This is a genomic window from Methylocystis heyeri (assembly GCF_004802635.2).
Lineage (GTDB): Bacteria > Pseudomonadota > Alphaproteobacteria > Rhizobiales > Beijerinckiaceae > Methylocystis > Methylocystis heyeri.
Window position 1 is genome coordinate 1,094,947 of record NZ_CP046052.1, and the last position, 18,189, is coordinate 1,113,135.

The following is an 18,189-nucleotide window of genomic DNA, read 5'->3' on the forward strand; positions in this document are numbered from 1 at the left end:
CGCCCTTACGCGTTTGTCCGTCGAAGGGGATCGTTCAAGCGACAAATCGCACGAAACATTATGGTGCGCCCGTTCGTCATGGGCGAAGCGGCGCGCGCATTTTTTGGACGCATGGAACGAGCAGGAAAATTTTGAGCCGGCCCCGTTATTTCGTCGGGAACAGTAACGAAAGTTGGAAGCGAATTTGCCACCATGGCCCGTTGTCCGGGCGAACGACGTTATAGAATGTCTGAAGGGTCATATTGACCGCCTGATCGTTGACCTTAAAGACCCGCCCCAAGCCGCCGCCGAGCGGAACCGTCCATTGATTGCGGGTTCGCGCCACCCAATCCGCCGTGATGATCGGACTCGACGTCAAATACCAGCCATCGGGAAAGTTGTAGCTGACGAAGGTCTGCGCCTGGAATTGATTGACGTTGCGCCGGCCGGGACCGGCGAACGACCACAGGTTGTTCGCTAGAAGGCCGACGACCCACGGACCGGAGAGGAACACGCCGACGCCGGTGACCCCGGATGCCCATTTTTGCGAACCAAGTTGCGCGCTGCCGGCGGTAGGAAGAAGGAAGATCGGTCCAAGACCCGCGACGATGCCCCCCGAGAGAAAGGGAATGGGCTTTGCGGGCGAGAGATAAAATTGCGGGTTGATGTCCCCCAAGCCGTATTCCGGGCCGATATCGGGGGCCAGACGAACCTGGGAAATCAGTGGAAAGATTGGCCGGCTGATGAGATTCCAGTCTTCGCTGAGGTGAAGCGGGATTACCGGCTGGATGTTGAGGATATTTCCAGTCTGATGGTAGGGGCCCTGGTGGATATTGTTGTTGTCCTGGAATGGAAGACTTATGAGGTCAGAGACCGGGTTCTGGACTTTTTTTGCGAGTTCGGTCGCGCTTTCGTCCGCGTCTTCGGCCCGGGCCCCGCTGAACGCGAGGACAAAGGCTGTTAAGGTGAGCAACATCAGCCTATGATTTGGCTTGCAAGCCTTCATCTGATTCCTCGCAGGACTAAAGTGTTTTCGAGCGAAGTGGATACCGGTTCGCGTGAAGAAAACACGATAAAACAAAGACTCTAGCGGAGCAGTCAGGCTCGAACTTAACAGGCTTTCGGCCGGTTTTACTCTGTCATAAAGCCGCAGTCTGGCGCGGGGGCGGTTGTTTCCGCCAAGCCGCCGAGGGCCCTTTGCGAGCGCTGACGACCGGGCGCTATGTGTAAAAAGGCGGAGGACGAATCCAGCCGAGGGGATCCTTGCGAATCTCCAGATTGCGAAGACACCCCGACCGCCGTCCGCGATATATGACGTCGAAAGCCCCCTGCTTCGGGCCAAGAAAAGCCGATGGATCGAAATTCGTTGATGTTCGACACTTCCGCGCCCGGACCCGCCGGCGTCGTCGCCGACGTCTCGCCGCTCACGCGTCGCCTGATCGCTCCCAATCCAGGCGCCTTCACCTTCAGCGGCACCTGCTCCTATCTGGTCGGGCGCAGGCGGGTGGCGATCATCGACCCCGGTCCCGCCATCCCGGCCCATGTAGAAGCGCTCTTGAGGGCTGTCTCCGGCCAGGAGCTCGTCGCCATCCTCGTCACGCACACCCATCGCGACCACTCCCCCGCCGCCGCAATCCTGCGCGAGAAGACCGGCGCCCCTATCCTCGGTTGCGGGCCTTACGTCCCGCGAAGCAACGGCATCGCGGCAGGCTCCGGTCTCGACGCCTCCCACGACTTCGTCTACGCCCCGGATCGGGCCCTGAACGACGGCGAACTGGTCAGGGTCGGCGAGGTCTCCATCGAAGCGGTGGCGACGCCCGGCCATACCGCGAATCATCTCTGCTTTGCGCTCCACGAGGAAGGCGTGGTCTTCACCGGCGACCATGTGATGGCCTGGTCGACCACGGTCGTCGCGCCGCCCGACGGCTCGATGCGGGACTATATGGAGTCGATCGAGAAACTGCGCCGGCGCGCGGATGTTCTGCTTTGGCCCGGGCATGGCGGCCCGGTTCGGGAGCCGCAACGCTACCTGCGCGCCATCGCCCACCATCGGCGACAGCGCGAAGCCGCCATTTTGCAACGGCTCGACGAAGGGGATGAAACCATTCCGCAGATGGTCGCGCGCATCTACGAGGGGGTCAATCCGCGCCTGCACGGCGCCGCAGCCCTGACGATCCTCGCCCATATGGAGGATCTGATTGCGCGCGGCGCGGTGGAGCCGAAGGGACCGGTCGATATTCTTCAGGGACGCTTTGTAAAGGTCGTTTGAAGGGGCGCTTACCGCGTCGTCGATCCGCCGTCCGCCGTCTGCGTCAGAATCACGACTTCGTTCTTATGCACGCGCCCCAGAAGCGCCCGCGCTTCCTCGTCGACGATGTCGCGATCGACCGTCTCGCCGCGAATGAGCTTGATTCGCTTTTCCCACTGAAGCCGCTCGAGCTTGAGGAGATCGCGCTCCAGACGGAGCTGGCCGAGGCGCTGCTCATATTCCTCGCCCGTCTTCAGGCCGCGCTGGCCGTGGAGGCCATGCCAGATGAAGTAGCTCGCGATGAGTCCCGCCAGGCTGTAGAGGCCCAGGGGAACCAGGAGCGGACGTAGCATGGCGCGCAAGCGATACATGGAGCCATGCTAAACAGACAGGGTATAAGCGGCGTTAACGCGGTTTGGCGGCGGCTCGAAATCTCAGCGCCGGCCGCCGCGGGCGACACGCTCGATTTCCGCTCTAACCAGACGCTCCACCAGGACCGGAAGGTTGTCGTCCAACCAGGCTTTCAGCATCGGCCGCAGCAGCTCGCGCGCGTAATCATGCAGCAGGCCGGAGTCGTTGATCAGCATGCTCGCGGCCAGAGTCTGGAACTGGGCGGTGACCGAAGCGGCGGCGTCCGGGGACACCAGAGGCGCCGGGGCTTCGTCGTGGAGATAATAATCGCCGGGTTCTTCGGAGATCTGCTCCGGCTCGTAATCGGCGAGCGCCGGCTCGAGGCCGCTTTCGTCGGTCTGTTCGATAGGGGCCGCATCATCCGGCAAGGGCGTGTCGAGCGCGTAGGTCTCTGTGGCTTCATAGGCCTCGAAGGCCGGCTCATCGAGATCGAACTCTTCCGGAGCCGGCTCGGCGGCTGCAGGCGCCGGAGCCGGAACTTCGTTTTGTTGCGCGATCGGAGCGATCTGAGGCTCGATTCTCTCGCGGCGGCTTGCCGAGATGCTGTCCTCGTCCGCGATAATCCGCCGGATCGAGGCAAGAATCTCCTCCATGGAAGGCTCGTGCGCTCGGCGTTCCTCATCGAGAGAAGAGTGCGGAGCATGGACGTTCAAAGCGCTCATAGGGCGTCGTCTTTTCTGGCTCTCGGCCGCGGCTGATCGGCCGGCGATTCAAATCCAGTTATCCTGTGACGTCGGACGCAGCTCGAATCAACTGCGCCACTGCGAATTCCACACCTTTCGCGTTTCCCTGTCACGCAATGAAAACCAAAAAAGCGTCATCTCCCGTCGGGGGTGTCGACGCCGAACCATTGTTGTCTGACCTGATCGAAATGGACGGAAGGATCGTATTGCGCGACGTCGAGGTTCAACTGTTGCGCCGAGAGCCGGCCTATCGCGGCGAGCGCCGCATAGGAGGCGACGATTCTGTCGCGTTGCGCCACCACCAGATTGACGCGCGCGTTCAGCAGCGCCAATTGGGCGTTGAGGACGTCCAGCGTCGTGCGCTGGCCTACCTTCGCCTCCTCGCGCACGCCCTGCAGCGCGATCTCCGCGGCCTTGACGGCGGCCTGATTCGAAACGATCGACGCTTTCGCCGTATCGAGCTGCGCGAAGCCGGACACGACGCTGACCCTCACGCTGTCGCGCTGCATGTCCGCGGATAATCTCGCCTGCCCCTGTTGCTCCTTGGCCTGACGGATCGAGGCGTATTCCGACCCGCCCTGATACAGGGGGATATTCAACTGGCCCGTCGCCTGGGCTGCAAACTGATGCGAGCCCGGAAGGCCGAAGAAGGAGTCGTAGGACGGGCCGACCTGCGCATTGAAGGACAGAGTGGGGTTCAGCGCGCTCTCCGCCACCTTCACGCCGAGCGCCGCGACATCGGCCTGATGCTGGGCCGCCACCACCGCCGGATTCTCCACCAGGGCGAGCGAGATCGCCTCGTTGAGCGATTTCGGCAGCAGCTTTTCGACGCTCTGCGCCGGTTCGAGCCGCTTGGGCTCGACGCCCACCACCTGCCGATAGCTGGCGATGCTGATTTTCAGCAGCCCTTCGGCGGCGTAAACATCGGAACGCGCCTGAGCGAGGGAAGCCTCAGCCTGAGCGACGTCCGTGCGCGTCACCTCGCCGACCGAAAAACGGTCCTTGGTCAGGCGCAATTGCTGCTCCAGCACAGAGACATTGCTTTTGCGCAGGTCGAGGATCGCAGTGTCGCGCAGCACATTCATGTAGTTGGCGGCGGCGCTCTGCAGAATCGCCTGTTCGGTCTGGGCCAGCGAGGCCCGGGCGGAAAGAACGGACGACTCCGCCTGTCTGACCGCGCTCGCCGTGCGTCCGCCGTCGAAGATCGGCTGCGAAACGTTCAAGGCCGCGCTGCGCGGCGCGCCTACATACTGGTCCGAAAAAAACTGTCGCTGACCGGTGGTCGAGTTGCGGCCGGCGGGAATGGTGATCGTGCCGTATTCTGGTCCTGCGCTGGCGGAAATGCTCGCCTTCGGGCGCATGCCCGCGAGCGCCTTGGGCGCATCCTCATCCCGAGCGCGCACGCTGGCGCGACTCTGATTGAGATCCGGATTGGCGTCATAGGCTCGCGCCAGCGCAGAATTGATCGTTTCGGCGCGAGCGCCAGGCACGGCGCCCCAGCCCCACGAAGCCGCCGCCAGAACCGAAAGAGCGATCGCGCGCCGAAGACGGGGCTTCGATCGCGACAGGGGCAGGCGTCGATGCGGAAACGGGAATTCGGCGGGATCAGGCATCGGACACCCCGGTATCGCACGCAGTTTGGAGAGCCTGCCGCGATGGGCGGTCGCCAGCGACCGGAAATCGCATGGCTCCGCGAAAGGCGGCGGCTGGCGCGCCCTGGAGGCGTCAGCGCGGGGCGCTGACGGAAACGAACACAAATCACGCACACACATAGGCGATCGCCTCCACCCCGGATCGAGCCCGGGGCGGAGCCGAAGCGTCAAAACACGAAGGCTGGAGCCCTGGCGAAGGCCGGCAGCACAGGAGCCGCCGCGTCGAACAACGGCCTCACCCCGGCCGCATTGCCCTCGGAGCGCTCGAAGGCCACCACCTTCATGCCGCCGCCGCCGGCAAGGCGCATATAGGCGATCAGGCGGCCGTTGGGCGTGAGCTGCCGGAGCAGATCGTCGAGATTGGCCTCGACGGCGCCGTGAACGAGAATCACGTCGAAAGGCGCCGCGCCGGGGACGCCCTTCTCCAGCGGTCCGCATTCGAGGCGGACGCCGGTCGCCCCGACCTCGTCGAGATTCTTGCGCGCCTGCGCCACGAGTTCGGCCTCGCTTTCGAGAGCCGTCACATCGGCCGCAAGTCCGGACAGCAGCGCCGCCGGGTAGCCGGTTCCGCCCGCGACGTCCAGAACCCTGTGGCCAGGCTGGATTTCCGCGACCTGAAGAAAGCGCGCCAGGACGAGCGGGGCCGGCATCGCGCGCGAAGCTGCGCCGGAATCGCCCTTGGCCGGTATGGCGAGGTCCGAATAAGCCACCGCCTCGAGCGCGGGAGGCAGAAAGACTTCGCGGGGAACCTCGAGAAAACGGTTCAGCACGGGCAGATCGACGACGTCATAGGGACGGAGCTGGCGTTCCACCATCGTCCTGCGCAGATGCGCCGTGGCCTTGCCGAGGTCGTTGGCCGCCTTGGGCCCGGCGACGCCGCTCTCGGGCGCCACGTGATCCGTCGCTGCTAGAGCCATGCTTTCTTCCCGGCGAGCCGCCGGCCTCTTCGAATGATTGAGAAATCCGCGCTTCATCCGCGGGCGGGAGTGGGCGCTTTATAAATTCCCCGGTAATTGATGTCTATGCCTCGAGTGTTTCCCGCACAGGCATCCGGGCGCCTCTCAAGCCAGTTGAAGCCCTTTTTCTAGCATCTCGCCCGGCTCGCCTTTTTCGCCCAGTTCCCGCATCTGCTCCAGCGTCGTGCTGTCGAGAACGCTGGCGATGGCCTCCCGGGCCTTCAGCATCACCAGACGCACGGCGCAATGGACCTCGTCCGTGCAATCGTCGCAGCGGCGGTAAACCGTCTTGCTGGCGCATTGTATTGGAGCGAGCGGCCCGTCGAGCGCCCGGATGACATTGCCCACGCCGATTTCGGAAGGGTTTCGCGCCAGAGTGTAGCCTCCGCCCTTTCCCTTCTTGGAGTGCACGAAGCCCGCATTGCGCAGTTCGCCCAGAATCGCATCGAGAAACTTCTTGGGAATTTGATTCTCGCTGGCGATGTCTGCGACCAGCGCGGTCTGGCCCGGAGCCAGGCCGGCCAGATAGACCAACGCCTTGAGCCCGTATTTGGCTTTCTTGGTCAGCATCCCGCGATATTCCTCCCTGACCCCGCCCCGCTCGAAATGCGCGCCCGGCCGGTGCGGCGACGGCTAAATCCCTCATAACAGAAGCGAGAAATATTCCCTAGCGCATTGCGGTTTCGGAGAAGGCCGCGCTTGCGCGGGGATATTTGTTGACAAAAACTACAGATATTATAGATAGTGTTCCTCCTATCGGGAAGCCTATGGCCCTTTTCCTGCTTGCTCACGCTTGCGCCGCCCGGACGACGACATGGACGCCATCGACCAGAAGATCCTCGCAATTCTCCAGGAAGACGCCTCCTTGCCGGTGGCGGAAATCGCTTTTCGCGTCGGACTCTCCCAGACGCCCTGCTGGAAGCGGATACAAAAACTCGAGGCCACGGGCGTCGTAAAGCGCCGGGTGGCGCTGCTCTCGCCCGAAAAGCTCGGTCTCGGGCTCCGCGTCTATGTCTCCATCGTCGCCGGCGAGCACTCTCAGGCCTGGTTCGAGCGTTTCGCCGAAGAGGTCTCCAAAATGCCCGAGGTGGTGGATTTCGACCGCATGGCCGGCGACATCGACTACATGCTGTGCGTGGTGGTTCCGGACATAGCCGGCTTCGACGAGTTCTACCGGCGCCTCGTGTCGATCACCCCGCTGCGCAAGGTCGTTTCGAGATTTACGATACAACGCCTGAAGACCACGACCGCCCTGCCCTTGCCGGGACAGATCGAAAAGGCCTCCCGCACGGCGCGCATCGCCGAGGTCGCAAATCTGTGACCGGCGTCAGGCGAGCGCGGTCGAGCCTGGCTGTGATGCATTTTTGAAATGGACCAGGGTCGCCCGGCAAGGCAAAATCGGAGCGATCCCAACACGGAGCAGCAACAGTGTCGCAAACCCCGATCTATACGCCGCCGGCGAAACCCGGCCGCGGCCGCATCTATGATTCGATCACCCAGACCATCGGCGACACCCCGATCGTGCGCCTGGATCGCCTCGCCCAGGAAAAGGGAGTGAAGGCCAATCTGCTCGCAAAGCTGGAGTTCTTCAATCCGATCGCCAGCGTCAAGGACCGCATCGGCGTCAATATGATCGACGCCCTGGAGAAGAGCGGAACGATCGAGCCCGGCAAGACCACCATCATCGAGCCGACCTCCGGCAACACCGGCATCGCGCTGGCTTTCGTCGCCGCGGCCCGGGGCTACAAGCTCATACTGGTCATGCCCGAGTCCATGTCGATCGAGCGCCGCAAGATGCTCTCGCTGCTCGGAGCGGAGCTGGTGCTGACCCCGGCGGCCCAGGGCATGAAGGGCGCCGTCGCCAAGGCGAATGAGCTCAATGCGGAAAATCCCGGCTCGATCATCCCGCAGCAGTTCGAAAACCCGTCCAACCCCGCAATCCATTTCGCCACCACCGCCGAAGAAATCTGGAACGACACCAACGGCGCGGTGGATTATTTCGTCTCCGGCGTCGGCACTGGCGGCACCATCACGGGCGTCGGGCGCGCGCTGAAGCCGCGCAAGCCGGGATTGAAGATCGTGGCCGTGGAGCCCGAGGATTCCGCGGTTCTTTCCGGTCGCCCGCCGGGACCCCATAAAATCCAGGGCATCGGGGCCGGCTTCGTGCCGCCCGTGCTCGATCGCAGCGTGATCGACGAGGTCGTCACCATCGGCAACCAGACCGCATTCGAGACCGCCCGGCTGCTCGCCCGGATCGAGGGAATTCCGGTCGGCATCTCCTCGGGCGCGGCGGTGGCCGCGGCGCTGGAGATCGCCGCGAGGCCCGAGGCCGAAGGCAAGAATATCGTGCTGATCATCCCTTCCTTCGCCGAGCGCTATCTGTCGACCGCGCTCTTCGAAGGGCTCTGAACGAGCTTACGGCCGGCGCCGTTGAGGCGCCGGTTCGTTTAAGACGAGCAAAGCTCGTTCCTCGAGATGGGGCCTGACTGAGCATCTGACAAAATAAGACGCCCCTCTTGCTGAGGAGCCTGCGAAGCAGGCGTCTCGAAGCACGAGGGGCGATGCCCCGACTCTGTAAGCAGTCAGGCCGGCGCGCCTTTGAGGCGCCGGTCCTGGTTACTTGCTGTTCAGCTTGGGCGCGCTCGTCGTGGCTTTCAGTCTGTCGTGATGGTGGCGGCCGTAGGCGCCGACGATATAACCCACCACGGTGATCACAGCGTAGACCAGGATCAGGAAGCCGCCCCGCTCATTGGCCTTCGAAGCTTTTTCCAGCAGGCCGGTCACGTCGGTCACATCCGCGAACTTATCAACTGCGACGCCGGAGACCACGGCCACGATCGGAACCACCCAGGACGGCACTTTGAAATAGCCCAGCGCTGCGGCGATCAGGAAAGCGACCAGACCCACGAGATGGACAAACTGAAGGAAAATGGACTGCGACACGAGGCCGAGCAGTCGAATGATCTTCACCATTGGGTCACCCTTTAAGGTAGAGAACCGGAAGCTTCAGCCTCATAATTACACGTTCGGCAGATGATGCGCGAGTGCTTCGAGCACCGCCATGCGGACGGCCACGCCCATCTCCACCTGCTCGCGGATCAGGGACTGGGGTCCGTCGGCCACGGACGAGTCGATCTCCACGCCCCTGTTCATGGGCCCGGGATGCATGACGAGGGCGCCGGGGGCGGCGCGGGCGAGTTTTTCCTCGTCGAGGCCGAAAAAGTGAAAATATTCACGGGAGCTCGGCACCAGGGAGCCGCTCATGCGCTCGCGCTGAAGGCGCAGCATCATCACGATATCCGCCCCGTCGACGCCGCGCTGCATGTCGTTGACGACCTGGACCCCGAGGCGCTCCAGCCCGCGCGGAACCAGCGTCGAAGGTCCCACGGCGCGCACCCGCGCGCCCAGGGCGGCGAGCAGCAGGATGTTGGAGCGGGCCACGCGCGAATGAAGCACGTCTCCGCAAATGGCGACGATCAGCCCTTCGATCCGCCCCTTGTTTCTGCGGATGGTCAGCGCGTCCAGCAGAGCCTGGGTCGGATGCTCGTGCGCTCCGTCGCCGGCGTTGACCACCGAACAGTCGACCTTGCGGGCGAGAAGATGCGCGGCGCCGGCCTGGGAGTGCCGCACCACGATGATGTCGGGGCGCATGGCGTTGAGCGTCATGGCCGTATCGAGCAGGGTCTCGCCCTTTTTTTCCGAAGACTGCGCCACCGACATGTTCATGACGTCGGCGCCGAGGCGCTTGCCGGCGATCTCAAAGGAGGCCTGCGTGCGCGTGGAGGCTTCGTAGAACAGGTTGATCTGCGTCCGCCCGCGAAGCTTCGAGCTCTTCTTCTCCACCTGCCGCGATACTTCGATGGCGTTCTCCGCCATGTCGAGCAGCGCGACGATCTCGGGCCGCGACAGCCCCTCAATGCCGAGCAGATGACGGTGAGGGTAATAAGCAGTGGAGGAGTTTGAGGCCATGCCGCCTGATACCATCTTCATGGGCGGCGTGGAACGAGCTTTTCTCTTCTCGTTTACGCCGGCTCTGGAAGCCGGCGCTCAGGCCGCCCGTTCGCCTTCGAGGCAGGCCGCAAGGCGGGGAAATCCCATCAGGCCCGCCAATTCATCGGCCCGCGCCGGCGCCCCGAAAAAGGGCCCCTGGGCCTCGCTGCATCCCAGCTTGCGGACGGCTTCCAGCTGGCCCTCGTTTTCGACGCCTTTGGCTATGACCTCGAGCCCCAGCGCGCGGGCGACCTCGCAGGAAATCCTGGCGACGGTCGAGGAAATCGTGCCGGCGCCGAGTTCGCGCACCAGATTCGTGCCGAGGCTCAGCCTCGTCAGGGGCAATTCCACGAGATTGGAGAGTTCGCCCAGGCCGCCGTCCACATCCTTCAGGCCCACGGAAATCCCCATGTCCCGAAGCAGTCGGAGCTGCCGCATGGCGTCGGGGGACGAGACTATGAGGGGCGCCTGAGCCAATTCGATCTCGAGCCGCCGCGGATCGAAATCGTGGCGCGCGAGCGTTTTCTCCACGCTCCGCGCAAAGCCCTCACGGCATAATTGCAAATGGGAGACGGGCACGCTCGCCCTTAGAGCCTCGGGCCAGGAAACCGCGGCCTCGACCGCTTTTTCGAGGAGGAACGCCTCGACGGAGCCGCGCGAATCGCTGCGCTCCGCCGTGCAAAGGTTCTGATCCAGCCGCAGCGCGGCGCTGAAGCCGCTGGTCTGCAGCGCGCCGAGATTGACGCAAGGCTCGAACACGAGGTCCAGCTCCTTGGCCTCGGGCGCCCGCTCGGGTTCGCTTGCGCCGCCTGCGACGCTCGCCGAACGGTCGCGGAACAGCGCGAAGGCGCTCCTGCCGGAGTTCTTGGCGACGTAGAGGGAGCTGTCCGCATTGCGCATCAGCGTCACCCCGTCCATGCCGTCCCGGGGTGCGAGAGCGACGCCTACGCTGATTGTGATGCTGCGAGATTCGCCGTCGACGAGGAAAGGCTCCCTGAAACTCTGCACTATTCGTTCTGCGACGCTCCTCGCCTGCGCCTCGTTTGATGCGCCGGAGGCGATCAAGGCGAATTCGTCGCCTCCGAGCCGGGACACGACGTCGGCTCGCCGCGTGCAGCGCTCCAATCTGCGGGCGGCTTCGATCAGAGTCTGGTCGCCGGCCGCGTGGCCGAGGGTGTCGTTGACTTTCTTGAACCCGTCGAGATCCAGGCACATCACCGCGAAGCCCTCGCCCGTGCGTTCGAGGCGGGCCAGCGCTCGCGTCATCTGGTCGTGGAAGAATTTGCGGTTGGGCAGGCTGGTGAGTTCGTCCCGGAGGACATTGTCCTCGGTTTCCAGAAGCGTAGCGCAACGCCGCACGGACGCGTCCGACCGCGCAACGTTGGAGGCGAGCATGAAGAGCCCGAAAAATCCGAGGATGGTGGCGAAAGGCTCCAACCCTTTGGTTTGAGCGCTCTCCACGGCGTATAGCAGGCCCGTCATGACCGGCGCCATGAAGGCGACCGCGGCCGCGGGAATCGACGCCATGACCGTCGAGCCGACAAACATCATGCCGAGGCTGACGCAAATGACGATCAGCCTTTCGGCGGAGTCGCCCAAGGCGAGAAAAAGCGCCGGCGCAACGCTCCAAAGCAGGCCCAGCGCCGCAGCGCCCGTCGTGATCGCCGCCAAATCGCGCAGGCCGGGCTGCCCAGGCCTGGCGCTCAGCATCCCGGCCGCGCCGCCGGCCGTCAGCGCGATCACCGTCCCGCCCCACGCCGCCACAGGAACCGACGGCAGGCCGTTTCTCAAGGCGCAGGTCAGGACCACGGCGTTCAGGCAGCTTCCCAGCATCATCAAGGGGGTGAATTTGCACACGGCTGCGAATTGCTCGCGCCGGATTCGCTTCGTAAGCGCGTCGGAGGGCTCCCCGCGGCCGAAATAGAGGGCGTCCCCTCTCAGGAACTGCAGGAACAGCTTTAACGGCTGGCTCCGCTGTTGAGGAATGATCGCTCGGGCAAAAGTGGCGTCATCGTCTACGCCAAAGGTCGGGGTCGCCATTCGTTGTCTCAACAGCCTGAAATTAACCCGGTCGCCGTCAAATCTTCCGCTTTGGCGCTTTCACAATTGTAAATGAATTGCATCGATTGCCGCTCATTTTTGTTACGGTTTCCGAAGCCTGAACGGCCGTCGCTCGCACGGAAATGGCCTCGCGGCGATTTCGGAAAGGGAATGAAGTCCTTTTCAATCGGAATTTGATGTTCTCTGACTCGGAATCAGAAGATTTCCGGCGACGGACATCCAGTCGGGGTAGTGAAGACGATCCGGCAAGCTGCGCAACACTTCCATTTTAACGAACGGAAATCCGCTTTCGACGAGTTCCTCCCAATCGCAGGTCGTCGCATTGCGCTCGTATCTGGAAGGAAACAGCGCCTTGCATCGCAACCCGGCAGCCGAAAGCCGTCCAGCCAAACGGGTTTCGTACAAATTTATAACATCCTGCTTTTCCGAAAGGCTCTCGACGCGGTTGAAGAAGTCCGCAAACGCGCGCGAAGTAAGAACGCCGGAGTTGAAGGCCAGAAAATAGCTCTGCAGGTGCCATTGCCGCTCAATATTATCCGTAAGGCCTATCACATCCGCGTCTGTGTCGCGTATCCGCCGCATGACCTCCCCGAAGGCGTCGAGATCCAAGGGTCCGACGATGCTGTCATTGATCAAATAGAGGGTGTCGATCGCATGAAGTTCTGGGTCGAGGCGCAAGAGATGCGCCCATGCAGCAAAATCAAATCCAACATTTTGCCGAATATACATGCCGTCGACGAGATCTAATAAATAGTCGTCAGCATCGCGAAACGCAGTATCGCACGCTACGATCAGCACGAGACCGACGCCATGCCGCTTCAGCGCGGAAAGATGATGTAGAATATGCGGCTTCATTCGCCCGTCAGGCGAATGAGTGACAAAGAGAGCTGTTTCACTACGGATGGACAGCGGTTTGAGGCAATCGAGCCGGGCTGAAGCAACGTCGCCGACGACGTGTAGATTAGTTCGCCGGCCTTCGTTTATGCCGTAGTGTAGATAATGCGCAAGAGGCGCAAACCCTTCTGACGAAACTTCCGGGTAGGAATAGGCATAGTAATCGCTGTCAAAGCTCGGATGGGGAGCGCGCCGATGCTTCGCGCCCCATCGAACATAATGCGCAAGCGGGTTGGAACTCGCGCAATCGGGGTTTTTTTCGCGATAAAAACCGGTGTCGAACACCGGGTTGGGTTGGCGGCCCTCCTCGGCGCCGTACAACAAATAATGGACGAGCGGGTCTATTCCCGCGGCCGATACATCCGGATTTTGTTCAAGGTAGAACTTCGTGTCGAAAAGCGGATGGGGGTTTCGCCTCTCCTTCGCGCCACACCGGACGTAATGGACGAGAGGATTGACGCCGCTGGCGACTATGTCGGGATATTGCTCGAGATAGAAATGCGTATCGAACAAGGGGTGGGGATTGCGCCGTTCCGTTGCGCCGTGGATCAGGTAATGGGCTACAGGGTCGACGCCCGCGGAAGCCACATCCGGATATTGCTCCAGATAGAAGGAAACATCGAACAACTGGAGGAGATCTCGGTTCTCTTTCATGTCATGTCGTTGTTTGCATCGTTGAAACGACGAAGACGCCCCCAGCGAGCCGTCTGAAAGTCAGATTTATATTAGATTCTGGCGCTCGGGGGCAAGAGTCCCCCACAAAGCGCTGCGCCGCGAGCGGAAGAAATCACAGTCGACCGGGATATCGACGCCGGGAGCCATGGTTCGCGCACGTGGCGGACCGCTTCCGATCGCCTCGCTTGACATATGCTCTTAACGAGCATATGTCGGAACGCAATCTGGTTCACGGCAGGCGCTTCTCTCAGGAGCGCACAGGTCGGTGTTCAGTATAAGAATGGCCAGCTTATGCTCATAATGAGCAAAACCGCCTCGGGCTTATGTTAGGAGTTCGCGATGAGCACGCGGTCCCTGATGGGAGAAAAATTGGCGACGGTCGCCGGGGCGGCCTCTGCAGCCGCAGGTCTTGGCGACGGTCTCGTATCGCACTTTCCCGTCGTCACCAGGCCCAATCTGGAATGGACCGCCGAGGTGGAGGCGGCGACGGCGCATCTCTACGAGCGCGTCGCCAAGGTCATCCCCCCGGTCGAGTGGCCGTTTCATGCGCCTTACGTCAAGGCCATCAACGATCTGAAGCGCGAGCGCAACGCCGTCATCCTCGCGCATAACTATCAGACCCCCGAAATTTATCATTGCGTCGCCGATTATGTCGGCGACAGCCTTCAGCTCGCCAAGCTCGCCGCCGCCTCCCCTGCGGACGTCATCGTCCAGGGCGGCGTGCATTTCATGGCCGAGACCTCGAAGATATTGAGCCCGGAAAAGACCGTGCTGATACCGGATTCGGAAGCGGGCTGTTCGCTGGCGGCCTCCATCACCGCCGCCGATGTTCGCGCCCTGCGCCGGGAATATCCGGGCGTTCCGATTGTCGCCTATGTCAACACCTCGGCCGAGGTGAAGGCGGAAGTCGACATCTGCTGCACGTCTTCCAACGCGCTCAAGATTGTCGAGAGCCTTGGAACGGACCGGGTCATCATGGTTCCGGACCGCTATCTGGCGCAGAACGTCGCCGCACAGACCAAGGTGAAGATCATCGCCTGGCGCGGCGCCTGCGAGGTCCATGAGCGCTTCACCGCCGAGGAGCTGGAAAGCTACCGCGCCGATCACCCCGGCGTGAAGATCATCGCCCATCCCGAATGCCCGCGCGAGGTGGTGGAAATCTCGGATTTCGCCGGCTCGACGGCGGCCATGATCGACTATGTCCGCACCAGGAAGCCGGCGCGGGTCCTGCTCGTCACCGAATGCTCGATGGCCGACAATGTCGCGGCGGAAACCACCGGGACGGAGTTCATCCGGCCCTGCAATTTCTGCCCCCACATGAAGCGCATCACTTTGCCGAAGATTCTCGACAGCCTGATCTACATGCGCGAAGAAGTTCAGGTCGACCCGCTGCTGGCGGAGCGGGCGCGCGCCAGCGTCCAGCGTATGATCGACGTGGGCTGAGCTTCGCCAAGGGGCGACGCCCTTCGTCCGACCCATGCGGATCTGGGCATGGCTCCAATCTTGCCAGCGGGCGGAAGGCGGATATCACGCTTCGGGGACTTCGGCCATGACCGCAAACACACGCCTTGAATCCGTCATAGCGGCGATCGACGCGGCCAATGCGGCCGATCCGCGCAAATGCGAGTTGGACGGCGAGGAAATCGCCTTCGAGAAGCTCTATTCGCGGCGCATGAGCGAAAGGCTGGACAAGACCTATCCCGAGGCTTCCGAACTGCTCCGCGTCGCGGCGCGGGCGCAGCATTTGCGTCGCTGGGAGATCGCGCGCAGCGACTACCCCGAGGGAAGGCACGGCTACAACGAGTGGCGCAAGCGGTGCCGCCTCCACCACGCCGAGCTCGCTGCGGAAATCATGCTCCGGCACGGCTATGACGAAGCGGAAACGCGCCACGTCGGGGCCTTGATCCGCAAAGAGCAGCTCAAGAAAGATCCCGAATCCCAGGCCCTGGAGAATGTGGCCGCGCTCGTGTTCCTCGAGTGCTATTTCGGCGACTTCCTGGCCAAATATTCCGGCTATGAGGACGAGAAGATCATCGACATCCTCGGCAAGACCTTATGCAAAATGTCGCCCCGCGGCCACAAGGCGGCGCTGGAGATGAATTTGCCCGCGCGTTCGCTCGCTCTCGTCGCCGCGGCGATCGAGAAAGAATCCGCGGCGCTGGCGCGCCTCGCCGCCGTAGCGGTCGACTGATCCGATGGAGAGGAGCTATCCGCCAATACTAATCGTCGGCGGCGGTCTCGCCGGCGTATTCTGCGCCCTGAAACTCGCCCCCTCCCCGGTCGCGATCCTCGCGCCTTCCGGCGTCGGCGGCGCTTCGTCCTGGGCGCAGGGCGGAGTCGCCGCGGCAGTCTCGGAAGGCGATACGCCCGAAACCCATGCCGCGGATACGGTTGCTGCGGGCGCAGGAATCGTCGACGCCGACATTGCTCTCGGCGTCGCGATGGAAGCCCGGGCGCGCATCGAGGATCTCGCCGCCTATGGCGCGCCCTTCGACCGCGACGCCCAAGGCCTGCTGCAGCCCTCGCGCGAAGCCGCGCACACCCATCGCCGCATCGTCCGGGTGAAGGGCGACGTCGCCGGCCGCGCCATCATGGAGACCCTGGCGCGGCAGGTGCGCGAGACGCCTTCCATCGAGGTGATCGAGGGCGTCACGGCGTACGATATCGTCATGGCCGGAGGGCGCGTCGCCGGAATCTGCGGCCATGACGCCGAGGGGCGCGAGCGCTTCATTCCCTGCCGCGCGCTCGTGCTGGCCACGGGAGGCGTCGGTCATCTCTACCGGGTCACCACCAATCCTCTCGACGCCTGCGGCGCCGGCGTCGCCATGGCCGCGCGCGTCGGCGCGCATATCGCCGACGCGGAATTCGTTCAGTTCCATCCCACCGCCATCGACATCGGCGTCGATCCGGCGCCGCTCGCCACCGAGTCGCTGCGCGGCGAAGGCGCGCTGATCGTCGACCGGGACGGACGCCGCTTTTTGCTCGACGCCGACCCGGCCGCCGAACTCGCGCCGCGCGACATCGTGGCGCGGGCGGTGTTCAGCAGCATCGCGCAGGGCAAAGGCGCTTTTCTCGATGCGAGGGCGGCGGTCGGGGAGCACTTCCCCGCGAGGTTCCCCACCGTTTACGCAAGCTGCATGGGCGCCGGGATTGATCCGGTGAAAGACGCGATTCCCATCGCCCCGGCGGCGCATTACCACATGGGCGGGATCGCCACCGACGCCAACGGCCGCACCACGGTCGCCGGCCTCTGGGCCGCGGGCGAAGTCGGCTGCACCGGGTTGCACGGGGCCAATCGCCTCGCCTCCAACTCCCTGCTGGAGGCCCTGGTCGTCGGGGCGCGGGTCGCCGTCGACATTTTGTGCAGCGACGCGCTGAACCAGTCCGTCGGCGCCCCTGCCGATCTGCCTCGCTTTGGCTACGACCCCAATGAAGGCGCGGTGATCGAGGAGCTTCGCGACGTCATGGCCTCCCATGTCGGCGTGGTGCGCGACGGCGCCGGCCTTTCTCTTGCTCTCGAGCGGATCGCCCGGCTCGGCGCGCAGACCAAAAGCTCAAGAGCGCAAAACATGCTGACGACCGCCATGCTCATCGCCAGCGCGGGTTTCGTCCGGCGCGAGAGCCGGGGCGCGCATTTCCGCTCCGATTATCCGGAAAGTTCGGCCGCGTTCGCGAAGCGCTCCCGCTTTACGCTCGGCGAGGCGCAGGAAATCGCAAGGCGGGCCGCGCCATGAGCGAGCTTCCCGCCCTGCCCGCCCAAACGGTCGAGAGCGCGGTTCGCGCCGCTTTGCTCGAAGACCTCGGCCGCGCCGGCGACATCACCACCCAGGCCACCATTCCCGCTTCGGCGCGCGCCACGGCCGTGATCGCCGCGCGCGAAGCCGGCGTCGTCGCCGGCCTCGCCCTCGCCAAAGAAGCCTTTCGCCAGACCGATCCGGCGGTGAGCTTCATCCCCTGCCTCGAGGACGGAGCCCGCGCAACCGCCGGCGCCGTGATCGCCAGGATAGAGGGACCGGCGCGCGGAATTCTCTCGGCGGAGCGGGTCGCGCTCAATTTCCTGGGCAGGCTTTCGGGCGTTGCGACTCTGACCTCGCGATATGTGGAGAAGATTTCGCACACCCGCGCCAAGGTCTGCGACACCCGCAAGACGACCCCCCTGCTCCGCGCTTTTGAAAAATACGCGGTGCGCTGCGGCGGTGGCGCCAATCATCGCTTCGGCCTCGACGACGCGGTGCTGATCAAGGACAATCATATCGCTGTCGCCGGCGGCGTTACTGCGGCGCTCCGCGCGGCCAAGGCTTTCGTCGGCCATCTGGTCAAGATCGAGATCGAGGTCGATACGCTCGATCAGCTGCGTGAGGTTTTGAGCGCGGGCGCCGATGTCGTGCTGCTCGACAATATGCCGCCAGAAAAGCTGCGCGAGGCGGTCGGGTTGATCGGCGGGCGCATGGTGGCGGAAGCCTCCGGCGGCGTGACGCTGGACACCATCGCCGCGATTGCCGAGACCGGCGTGGACCTCATCTCCATCGGCGCCCTGACCCACTCCGCCAGGGTGCTGGATCTGGGGTTGGATATAGAGATGGATTCCGGTCCACGGTGATGGAATTCTCAGAGTAACTAAACAGCAAGCCTCGCGAGTT

General features: G+C 63.5%; 17 protein-coding genes. 7 read left to right on the forward strand and 10 right to left on the reverse strand.

Annotated elements, in window-relative coordinates:
• Positions 1-145: 145 nt before the first annotated feature.
• Entirely contained in the window at positions 146-985 is an 840-nt protein-coding gene (locus tag H2LOC_RS04855; protein WP_136495359.1) for a hypothetical protein, read from the reverse strand.
• Between the two features lie 363 nt (positions 986-1,348).
• Here H2LOC_RS04855 and H2LOC_RS04860 point away from each other — a divergent pair, with 363 nt between their 5' ends.
• The gene (locus H2LOC_RS04860) at positions 1,349-2,248 is read left to right on the forward strand and encodes an MBL fold metallo-hydrolase (RefSeq protein ID WP_246206989.1); all 900 of its coding nucleotides are present in this window, start codon (positions 1,349-1,351) and stop codon (positions 2,246-2,248) included.
• An 8-nt stretch (positions 2,249-2,256) separates the two neighbouring features.
• Here H2LOC_RS04860 and H2LOC_RS04865 read toward each other — a convergent pair whose 3' ends face one another.
• The 5 genes from H2LOC_RS04865 to H2LOC_RS04885 form a co-directional block, all read right to left on the reverse strand.
• A complete protein-coding gene (locus H2LOC_RS04865; RefSeq protein WP_246206990.1) occupies positions 2,257-2,580 on the reverse strand; it encodes an FtsB family cell division protein in 324 nt (107 codons plus the stop codon).
• Positions 2,581-2,661: 81 nt separating this feature from the next.
• Positions 2,662-3,231, reverse strand: a complete 570-nt coding sequence (locus H2LOC_RS04870; RefSeq protein WP_246206991.1) for a PopZ family protein — start codon at positions 3,229-3,231, stop codon at positions 2,662-2,664.
• A gap of 224 nt (positions 3,232-3,455) precedes the next feature.
• Positions 3,456-4,934, reverse strand: coding sequence for a TolC family outer membrane protein (locus H2LOC_RS04875; protein WP_136495363.1), 1,479 nt, complete (start codon positions 4,932-4,934; stop codon positions 3,456-3,458).
• A gap of 206 nt (positions 4,935-5,140) precedes the next feature.
• Entirely contained in the window at positions 5,141-5,890 is a 750-nt protein-coding gene (locus H2LOC_RS04880; RefSeq protein WP_136495364.1) for a protein-L-isoaspartate O-methyltransferase family protein, read from the reverse strand.
• A gap of 144 nt (positions 5,891-6,034) precedes the next feature.
• The gene (locus H2LOC_RS04885) at positions 6,035-6,499 is read right to left on the reverse strand and encodes an RrF2 family transcriptional regulator (protein ID WP_136495365.1); all 465 of its coding nucleotides are present in this window, start codon (positions 6,497-6,499) and stop codon (positions 6,035-6,037) included.
• Between the two features lie 244 nt (positions 6,500-6,743).
• On the opposite strand from H2LOC_RS04885, the gene H2LOC_RS04890 reads away from it, so the two are divergent.
• Positions 6,744-7,250 (forward strand): Lrp/AsnC family transcriptional regulator, encoded by a 507-nt coding sequence (locus H2LOC_RS04890; protein ID WP_136495366.1) that lies wholly within the window; start codon positions 6,744-6,746, stop codon positions 7,248-7,250.
• 107 nt (positions 7,251-7,357) lie between these two features.
• Positions 7,358-8,338, forward strand: a complete 981-nt coding sequence (cysK, locus tag H2LOC_RS04895; protein WP_136495367.1) for a cysteine synthase A — start codon at positions 7,358-7,360, stop codon at positions 8,336-8,338.
• A 207-nt stretch (positions 8,339-8,545) separates the two neighbouring features.
• Here cysK and H2LOC_RS04900 read toward each other — a convergent pair whose 3' ends face one another.
• From H2LOC_RS04900 to H2LOC_RS04915, 4 genes are all read right to left on the reverse strand, one after another.
• Entirely contained in the window at positions 8,546-8,902 is a 357-nt protein-coding gene (locus tag H2LOC_RS04900) for a hypothetical protein (RefSeq protein WP_136495368.1), read from the reverse strand.
• Between the two features lie 45 nt (positions 8,903-8,947).
• Positions 8,948-9,898 carry an aspartate carbamoyltransferase catalytic subunit gene (locus H2LOC_RS04905; RefSeq protein WP_136495369.1) on the reverse strand — a complete coding sequence of 317 codons (951 nt, stop codon included), beginning with the start codon at positions 9,896-9,898 and terminating at the stop codon, positions 8,948-8,950.
• A 78-nt stretch (positions 9,899-9,976) separates the two neighbouring features.
• Entirely contained in the window at positions 9,977-11,959 is a 1,983-nt protein-coding gene (locus H2LOC_RS04910) for a putative bifunctional diguanylate cyclase/phosphodiesterase (protein ID WP_136495370.1), read from the reverse strand.
• A 183-nt stretch (positions 11,960-12,142) separates the two neighbouring features.
• Positions 12,143-13,528 carry a rhamnan synthesis F family protein gene (locus H2LOC_RS04915; protein WP_136495371.1) on the reverse strand — a complete coding sequence of 462 codons (1,386 nt, stop codon included), beginning with the start codon at positions 13,526-13,528 and terminating at the stop codon, positions 12,143-12,145.
• Positions 13,529-13,888: 360 nt separating this feature from the next.
• On the opposite strand from H2LOC_RS04915, the gene nadA reads away from it, so the two are divergent.
• The 4 genes from nadA to nadC all read left to right on the forward strand — a co-directional run bounded on the left by nadA (position 13,889) and on the right by nadC (position 18,149).
• The gene (gene nadA, locus H2LOC_RS04920; protein WP_154331574.1) at positions 13,889-14,992 is read left to right on the forward strand and encodes a quinolinate synthase NadA; all 1,104 of its coding nucleotides are present in this window, start codon (positions 13,889-13,891) and stop codon (positions 14,990-14,992) included.
• Between the two features lie 106 nt (positions 14,993-15,098).
• Positions 15,099-15,740, forward strand: coding sequence for a DUF4202 domain-containing protein (locus tag H2LOC_RS04925; RefSeq protein WP_136495372.1), 642 nt, complete (start codon positions 15,099-15,101; stop codon positions 15,738-15,740).
• Positions 15,741-15,744: 4 nt separating this feature from the next.
• Complete coding sequence (locus H2LOC_RS04930; protein ID WP_136495373.1) at positions 15,745-17,283, forward strand: L-aspartate oxidase; 1,539 nt, start codon at positions 15,745-15,747, stop codon at positions 17,281-17,283.
• The gene (gene nadC, locus H2LOC_RS04935; RefSeq protein WP_136495374.1) at positions 17,280-18,149 is read left to right on the forward strand and encodes a carboxylating nicotinate-nucleotide diphosphorylase; all 870 of its coding nucleotides are present in this window, start codon (positions 17,280-17,282) and stop codon (positions 18,147-18,149) included. The genes H2LOC_RS04930 and nadC overlap by 4 nt, the downstream gene beginning before the upstream one ends.
• Positions 18,150-18,189 lie beyond the last annotated feature (40 nt).